General features: G+C 37.7%; 9 protein-coding genes. All 9 read right to left on the bottom strand.

Going from position 1 to position 8155, the window contains the following annotated elements; genetic code table 11:
• Window positions 1-208 (bottom strand): hypothetical protein (locus CIK89_RS13695; RefSeq protein ID WP_216820458.1); only part of this gene is annotated, 208 nt, incomplete at its 3' end.
• The gene (locus CIK89_RS01015) at window positions 201-749 is read right to left on the bottom strand and encodes a hypothetical protein (RefSeq protein WP_094389578.1); all 549 of its coding nucleotides are present in this window, start codon (window positions 747-749) and stop codon (window positions 201-203) included. The genes CIK89_RS13695 and CIK89_RS01015, both read right to left, overlap by 8 nt.
• A 137-nt stretch (window positions 750-886) precedes the next feature.
• On the bottom strand, window positions 887-1648 hold the full coding sequence (locus CIK89_RS01010; RefSeq protein ID WP_094389577.1) for a glycosyltransferase family 2 protein: 762 nt from the start codon (window positions 1646-1648) through the stop codon (window positions 887-889).
• A 5-nt stretch (window positions 1649-1653) separates the two neighbouring features.
• Window positions 1654-2406 (bottom strand): polysaccharide deacetylase family protein, encoded by a 753-nt coding sequence (locus CIK89_RS01005; RefSeq protein WP_094389576.1) that lies wholly within the window; start codon window positions 2404-2406, stop codon window positions 1654-1656.
• Window positions 2406-3599, bottom strand: coding sequence for a hypothetical protein (locus CIK89_RS01000; RefSeq protein ID WP_094389575.1), 1194 nt, complete (start codon window positions 3597-3599; stop codon window positions 2406-2408). The genes CIK89_RS01005 and CIK89_RS01000 overlap by 1 nt, the downstream gene beginning before the upstream one ends.
• Window positions 3596-4879: a hypothetical protein gene (locus tag CIK89_RS00995; RefSeq protein ID WP_094389574.1), complete on the bottom strand. Its 1284-nt coding sequence runs from the start codon at window positions 4877-4879 to the stop codon at window positions 3596-3598. The genes CIK89_RS01000 and CIK89_RS00995 overlap by 4 nt, the downstream gene beginning before the upstream one ends.
• A gap of 4 nt (window positions 4880-4883) precedes the next feature.
• Window positions 4884-6089 (bottom strand): glycosyltransferase, encoded by a 1206-nt coding sequence (locus CIK89_RS00990; RefSeq protein WP_094389573.1) that lies wholly within the window; start codon window positions 6087-6089, stop codon window positions 4884-4886.
• Window position 6090: 1 nt separating this feature from the next.
• Window positions 6091-7263, bottom strand: coding sequence for a glycosyltransferase (locus tag CIK89_RS00985; RefSeq protein WP_094389572.1), 1173 nt, complete (start codon window positions 7261-7263; stop codon window positions 6091-6093).
• A gap of 2 nt (window positions 7264-7265) precedes the next feature.
• Window positions 7266-8155, bottom strand: an 890-nt coding sequence (locus CIK89_RS13410; protein WP_158214951.1) for an O-antigen ligase family protein, incomplete at its 5' end; no start/stop codon positions are given.

Here is an 8155-nt window from a genome sequence, read left to right as displayed (position 1 = left end):
CAATAATAATCCTCTTTAATGCTCTTTTGGGCAGATACACCAGCTTATATGGAATAATCAGATTATTGGAATATCGATAGTTTACCACATCTGTTGATGAAGAAACATACCTAAACTCATTTTCATATTCATATGATGGATGTTTAACAATATTAGACATAAGACCGAAAGAGTTGAGCAGCCTAAACATGGTCTCTATATCAGCCATTTTTTGAGAAAGCGAGCCAACTAACCGCACCTTTTGTAGATAAAATAGTATGTAAAAAGGATTCTATTTGAGAATCATTGTACAAACATGGATATAACTCTCTGAGTTCCTTTTGCACCATAAGTAAATCAAATCCTAGCACAATGCCATCACCTTTTTTTCCATATGTAGACCACATTGGAATGCAGTCAGAATTCATAGAAAAAGATATAATATATCGGCTTTTGCTATCATCAACAATCTCTCCAGCCTTGGTTTTGTCGTACTTTATATATTTATCTGCAATTTTATTAATCTTCTCACATCCAAAGCGAACTTCATTATAATCGTTTAGATATCTATGATCAGTTGCAAATAGGGAGATTCCTTTTTCATCGTCTGTTCTTGGATTAACCAATATACCGCGATATAAAGCTTCTATATTAGTGTAATGATATATTTCATTACCCTCTTTAAACTCCATCTTGTTTGATATAGCATTCAGAATCGCAATTTGTAGCGCGTTTTCTATATCCTCCTGATACGTATTGATTTTTTTCATATTAGTCAATCTATAAAATACAAGTGTTCGCCAATTCCATGACAGTTTTACAGTTAACAGCACATTATATTAGCCCCATCTTTTTACCCGCCAATGCACCAGAGAGTATTTAATGAGAGATTCTTGGTTTTTTGTCATCAAGCCACTTTTTTCAGTTTCTTCAAAATATTCTTTGGGAGGAAAATAAAAGTGCAAACCATCCAAGCCTTTAGCGGATTCATTCCCAACACCTGCTGATACATCGCAACAACGGCCTTCATCTGCTTCCATTTGTTAGAGGTCTCAGAACCAGGTATGTGGCGATATTTCCATAATGCCTTGGGATAGGTGACCAAATAATCAGTTTCACGGAGATACATCATCCATAGCCCCCAGTCTTCCGCCCTGCGCAAAGCAGGCATATACTTCTTGCCCAATACTTTTGTATCTATCATCACACCGGGAGTACCTATATTGCAACCCGAAATCATGCTCTTGAATGTCTGCTTCTCATCCTGCTTCATGGTATAATAAGGCTCTAACCTCTCGTTGGCATCCTCATACCATGTGCAGGTGAACGGATAGTTATTCTCCTCCATAAACTTGATCTGCTCCTCCAATTTGGTAGGATACCACCAGTCATCCGAATCAATGAATGCAAGATAGCGACCTTGAGCTTCCCTGATACCAATGTTACGGGCCAAGCCGGCTCCACCATTCTGTTCTGCTCTAAGCACTTTGATACGTTCGTCCATCCCCTTTACCTTCCGCAGTACTTCAGCTGTTTCAGGTGCTGGCGAACAATCATCTATTACGATTAACTCCCAATCCTTGAACGTTTGGTTGATAACGCACTCAACCGTCTCAAAGATATATTCAGCCGCATTGTAATACGGCATTATGATTGATACTTTTGGCATAATTCTCACTTGTTTCTATAGACAAGATTCTTCAATTGCACATACCTATCGCCAAGAATCTTCTTCACACAATAGATAATACTCCATTTTAGAGCAAGTTTCTTGCGGGTAAAAGAACTACCTATAATTGACAACAGATATTCGTCTGAGGTATCGCAGAGAACAACATAACGACCATAAAGATTCATATCCTTATAGGAACCCTTCTTATTCGTTGGTCGAGATGTAAATACATCCTTCAATCCACTCTCATAGCAGTATTTTAATACAACATCAGAAGTGTCACCATTAGGAATGGAAGCCTCAGTAACCTTATGACCAAGAATACCATTAAGAATTGTTACGGATTGCATCCATTCTTCCCTAACTTGTTCTGGAGTCAACTTATACAGATGCTCGTGCGTATGTGCATGTGAACCTACGACATGCCCCCTTGCTCCCAACCCCTTGATTTCTTCAGGAGTCAAGAAACCATCTGTGCCGATGTATTTAGTGGTTACATAGAAATGACCTACATAGCCATATTTCTCTAACACATCTGCTATGAGGTGATAGAACGAGCATCCACCATCATCGAATGTAAAAACAACACTCTCTTGTGGCAGATTGTTGTCTTTACAATAATTATATATGGCAGCCACTTGGCGCTCAAAAACGTCAAGGGGCAGTTTATATGGGTAATCACGTTCGCGTCTAAAACCAGATTCCGAAAGGTCGGACATATAGACATCGTGATACATTAAAACTATTTGATTCATTATTTTCTCTTTAAACCAAGTTTATCAAGGATGTAAACAATATAGATCCTGTACTTCGCCACCAACGAACCCATCAGAAGCTTCTTTGTCTTAATCTTACTCATAGCTTCGTATGGAGCAATGTCGTCCTTGTCATAGTACTTGAAAACTGTAGCCTCTGCACGTTCTTTTTCCCATTGCGTCTTGGTGATCTTACCCTCTTTCACATTCTGAATGTCATAAATCTCGTCCATATAGTAATGATCTCCATCTACAACGGTAGGAATGTGTGAATAATCCAATCCCAAAGAACTGTATGCCCATGCCAGTGGTATATTGGCACCTGCCTGATAGAAGAAATGAGAGGTTCCGTCATTTCGTAAGTTGACTTCAAAGAAATATGCCTTATCTCCCAACATACCATACTCAACACTGAACAATCCATAGTAATCAATCTTCTCTAAGAATTGCTCAATATGATAAGCATTTACACAAGCTGGGAGATTTGCGGTAATCAAACCATGGGAACTTTCACCGGTTCCACAAAAACGATCACGAATTAAAGCACCGGCAAGACATACCTTCTTATCCGCCATTCGAGCTCCATAGACAAGGATGTCCTTTTCTTTTGGAATATATTGCTGTAATAGAAACTCTGAATCATGACGCACAAAACGAAGTGTATTCTTCAGCTGTGAGGGCTTGGTACAAATCTTAAACTTGAACTCATTGTAACGCCCTTGTGTCTGATGACTTGGCTTTAATATGCAGGGATACTTCACATTGCTAATGTCAGTATCCCATCTGCAGATCATGGTCTGTGGCACATCAAAACCAATCTCTTCCGCAAGTTTTGACATTGTTGACTTGTTGTCATATTTCTGCACATTGCCTGGAACTGTAGTTGCGGTTATTGTGAAATATGGTTCCAAGTCTGCTCTGTGTGTGTCAATGAATTCTGCAATAAGATCATTTGAATTAATCAGTACAGCCTTGTTATTCTTATCGGCACAATTCTCTATCAAGTACTTATAGCCATCCTCAATTGAGGGTGCTTCTACGTATTTGGTGCAGTACTTACTTGTGATGGCACAATTTGCAAACCCTCTATAGGCAAGGAAAAGTAGTTCAAAATCAGACTTACCGAATTGACGGCAAAGTCCAAGGACATTGTAATCATCAACGCCCCAAATAATTACTCGATTCTTCATCATGCAGCAATTTTATAGGAAGTTGATAATTCGAATATTTGGCCTATTTTACCCCTCCCCAATTGGTTATTATTAGTTGTTTTTGCAGAGGCTCCGCCTCGTTTAATTCCCAGTTTATCCAGCATCCAGACTATATACAATCGGTTCTTGGCTACAATGGCATCCATAAAGAGTTTCTTCTTCTTGCCTTTCTTTACAGCCTCGTATGGAGCCATATCTTCCTCATCATAATACTTGAAGACTGTGGCTTCGGTTCGTTCCTTGTTCCATTGCTCTTTAGTCACAATCTTTCGTTTGAGATTCTCTTCATCGGATATCTCATCAATGAACATACTTCTAGGAGCTACCTTTTCAGAGATATTTGATAAATCATCTTCCAAAGAAGAAACAACCCAAAGAAGAGGGAGATTGGCACCTGCTTGATAGAACAGATGCGAAGTACCATCGTTTCTCCAGTTCACTTCAATGAAGTAAGCCTTTCCTTGATAAACAAGATACTCAACGCTAAAGAGACCGAAGAAATCAACCTTGTCCATAAACTTGATGATAAGCTCCGGATTGATGTAAGAAGGAAATTCAGACATCAGCACACCATGAGAACCATCGCCATTGTCGCAGAAACGGTCTTTCTCCAGTACACCTGCAAGATGAGTTTTACCATCAAGCGTACGACATCCATAAACAAGTGCAACACTTTCTTTCGGTATGTATTGCTGGAGGATAAATGTCGTTTCCTTACGCACGAAACGAAGAGTATTCTTTAGAGCACTCTTTGACTTACATACCTTAAACTTAAATTCATTGTAGTGTCCAAGCGTTTGATGGGTTGGTTTCAAAAGGCATGGGAATTTTACATCATCAATATTTGAGTTCCATTTGCATTCTCTTGATTCTGGGACATCGAATCCTAGTTCCATTGCAATAGATGTCATTGTAGCCTTGTCATCCATTTTTTTTAGTAATCCAGGAGTAGAAGTTCCTGGAACTATAAAACAATCACTCAGTTCTTTTCTATGAAGATCAAGGTATTCCGCAATCAGATCATTGGAATTTATGATAACCACTTTATTGGAAGCATCGTTATAGTTTTGCAAAAGATACTCCATACCAGACTCAAGAGTAGGCGTTTCAACATATTTTTTGCAATACTTGCTCAAAGTAGCACAATTCCTCACACCTTGAAAAACAAGGAACGTAATATCAAGATCAAATTTTCCTAATTCACGGAACAGACCAAGAGTATTGTAATCGTCAACACCCCAGATAATTACTTTTTTGGTCATATTTCTATATGTTATTTTGTATTAATTCAACAATCTTTTGGCACTGAACCATTGGATTCTTTTCATCCATAATAAACTTATGAGCTTCAGTACCAAACTGGTTTAATTCATCTTTCGGTTTCTCGCAAACTTCCACAAGCTTATCTGCCAACGACTTCGTATCATCCCCATCTACGTAATAGATATGTTCGTCATACTCTGGAGGCATACAAGATAGTCGGTACATGACCGTTGGCGTGCCAGAGGCAAGATACTCCATAGTTTTCGAAGGGAAGAAGTAATGAGTAAACTCCAGATGCGGTTGTGTAGGATTAACCATCACAGTTGCTTTCTGTTCTGTCTTTACCAATTCCTCATGAGACATTGGGGGCAGATAAACGATTCGCGAGTCTTCTTTGGAAAGTCGAACAATCTCATCTGCATAGTCGCCATATCCTCTAATCCAAAGACGATAATCTGGATCTTTTATCATCTCAAAAGCATCTATTAGATTCTTGATTCCTTTGTCTTTGTGCAAGATACCTGTGTACATTATGGTCTTGTGCTCCTCCTTGGTAACGTTCTCCAAAGAGATTTTGTCTCTGAAAAGCCCTTCCATAAGTACCCATTTCTTGTCCTCCATTGGTAATCGTTCCTGCATTCTTTCAGCTAACAGGATGTAAGAATCACATTTGCTCATACACCAATGAAGTAATGCTCTATCTACCTTTTTGGCATACTTTCGGAACACATTCTGATGAGCAATCATGTGTTCAGGCAAGTCAGGCACAATTACAGAAATGTGCTGTATCTGTTTACGCAGAGTAGCCGCTGCTAAAAGAAAAGGAGTGTGCGTTTCATAAACCACAACTGCATTTTTCTCAGACTTCGAAAGGGCTTTTTTCAGTTCGCGCCTTGTGCGAATAAACTTTGAGATGAAGTTTAACCCTTTTATATTTACTATGCCTGTGAAGATATTGTTATCTTTACCCTGACCAATGGACTCGACTCTACGACCCCAGAAGATCTTCTTGACAACGGGATAAGGTGAAATTGTCCAGCAGCTTACTACGGTTAAGTTTTTGCACAATTTACCCAATCCATCGAGAATCGCATTCTGATGGGTATTGCCAGCATAATTTACAACTGACCCCATATTACGCAATTCTTCGTTTACGGCCTCAGATTTGGAGGAGCCTACATATATATAATTAATAATACGATTCTCCATATCAGATCCTTTTGTACAATTCTATATATTCCATAAATTTCTTGTTCCGATCATATCTTAGAGCCCTTTTTCGACACGCATCTCTTGAGAGTGGTTCTTTTCTAATCTTCTGTATCGCTTTCATTAAGGCATCGAGATCATCTTTAGGTACCACGATTCCACAAGTCTCGTCTATAATTTCCGGGCTACCTCCTGTGTTAAATGTGATGACTGGCAATCCACAGGCAATCGCTTCAATATTAACCGTAGGGAAGTTTTCTTCTCTTGTCGGATTTACAAACACATCACTTTCATTATAAAGTTGCGCAAGTTCTTCTTGGTTTTGGGTGCGATGTATTGATCGAATGTTCGCAGGCAGTTGCTTGTCTAACACATCGTTAGTTCCAACAAGTGTTATTTCAAAACTATCATCTAAGAGTTCCGCGAGCTTTACGAAAACATCAAGTCCCTTCTTATAGCTCCAGTCTATTGAAAGCCCAAGTATTTTAAACTTGTCACTACTTTTTTGAACAGAAGGGGAAATATTAAATTTGTCCAAATCGATACCATTGTTAATCACTATACAAGGTTTGTGTTTTAAATATGATTGGCAAACGAGATCATGCAGCCACAAAGAAGGCGTTACTAATGTTAAGTGTTTAATAGAACAAAACCAGACTTTTTTTATTTGGTACATTTTATCCGAAGCATCAACATATGATTCTGGATAATTTTTGTATGAAGGACATTTGCAACAATGTATTTTCCATTTATTACATTGTGAAATATCGAAGTAAGGACAATGCCCAGTAAACGACCAGCAATCATGAAGTGTCCAAACAACCTTTATATTATTCTGATTGATGTAGCCAATAAGCATAGGAATATTTATGTACCAACCATGAAGGTTGTGAAGGTGTATTACATCCGGATTATACTTCTTAATTTTATATATGAACCTTTTAGTCGCTATAAACGAAAAAAATCCTTCAAAACCTGACAGTCTTGATAGTATCATATGAATTGCTTTTCCCCAATATCCACCTATTTGCAAAAACGACGCTTTGATTGGATGATTTGAATAACCATATGCTACCAAGGTGTCAAAGCCACAAGACTTTGCTAATTGCGATATTCCATATGAAATAGTAGCAGTACTTCCATATGGTACTGAGTTAATTACTAATAACTTCATTATCAAACATTTTTTACTAAAAACCGACTTTTTTCTAATGCGTAAAACGCTAGTAAATATGTATGAAAACTAACTGTCAAATCTTCGTTTGACTGTAACATCAGAATAAATAGCAATATGAGATATCCCAGATAGCCATATTTTTTGGCACAAAAACGATACGTCAGTCCATAGATTATAGATGTATAAACAATTCCATGTACGGCAAGCATTTTAAAAACAGTATTCGTATTGTTTTCACCCCCGATAGCCAATGATTGGTATTTTGAAAATTCATTCTCAACAAAAGTATAACCTTGGCCTAGAATAATTGTACCAAAATTCTGAAGCCACATATTTATATTTGTCACAAATGATCCTGTTCGGGAGGCTGTTGAGTCATTTTCATAAAATAATTTTCCAAATACCATTCCGTATATACTATCAAAATAACCGCTCGTCACAACGTATATTGTTCCTATAAGAATTATCGTGAAAAATGTCCACCTTTGCTTTCTATTTGCATGTTTCGAAAATATCAAGAAGGAGCTTATCACTCCTGCGGCCACAATAAATCCTGCTGTAGAAAGCGTAGTTACTATTGCTATTAAAAAGCAAATAACTTTTTTGAAATTTATTCTGTCACTAAATAATTCAAACACCAAACCTAGATTAAGGTAAAAAATATATACTCCCGGTTCTCTAAAAATTCCCCAATTGCGTATTAAACTAAATTCCGGTGTAGTCGTTACACTAAGGATACAGAATCTAAAAGGATAGCCACCTTCATTATAGTGAATTGGAAATACGTCAAGAAGACTAGGATATATAATATTTAAAACATGAAAAACCAGAGAGCAAGTTGCCAATACAAATAAAATATCAGTATATAACACTTTGAATTCTTGAAACG

Source organism: Prevotella sp. P4-119 (genome assembly GCF_002251345.1).
Taxonomy (GTDB): domain Bacteria; phylum Bacteroidota; class Bacteroidia; order Bacteroidales; family Bacteroidaceae; genus Prevotella.
Note: the sequence above shows the minus strand (reverse complement) of the source record. Positions and strands in the feature narration are given on the sequence as shown.

Bases quoted from the DNA above. Each gene is read 5' to 3' on its own strand.
- CIK89_RS01010 (WP_094389577.1), bottom strand. From the start codon at position 1,648: ATGCCAAAAGTATCAATCATAATGCCGTATTACAATGCGGCTGAATAT.
- CIK89_RS01015 (WP_094389578.1), bottom strand. From the start codon at position 749: ATGAAAAAAATCAATACGTATCAGGAGGATATAGAAAACGCGCTACAA.
- CIK89_RS01005 (WP_094389576.1), bottom strand. From the start codon at position 2,406: ATGAATCAAATAGTTTTAATGTATCACGATGTCTATATGTCCGACCTT.
- CIK89_RS00990 (WP_094389573.1), bottom strand. From the start codon at position 6,089: ATGGAGAATCGTATTATTAATTATATATATGTAGGCTCCTCCAAATCT.
- CIK89_RS00995 (WP_094389574.1), bottom strand. From the start codon at position 4,879: ATGACCAAAAAAGTAATTATCTGGGGTGTTGACGATTACAATACTCTT.
- CIK89_RS01000 (WP_094389575.1), bottom strand. From the start codon at position 3,599: ATGATGAAGAATCGAGTAATTATTTGGGGCGTTGATGATTACAATGTC.
- CIK89_RS00985 (WP_094389572.1), bottom strand. From the start codon at position 7,263: ATGAAGTTATTAGTAATTAACTCAGTACCATATGGAAGTACTGCTACT.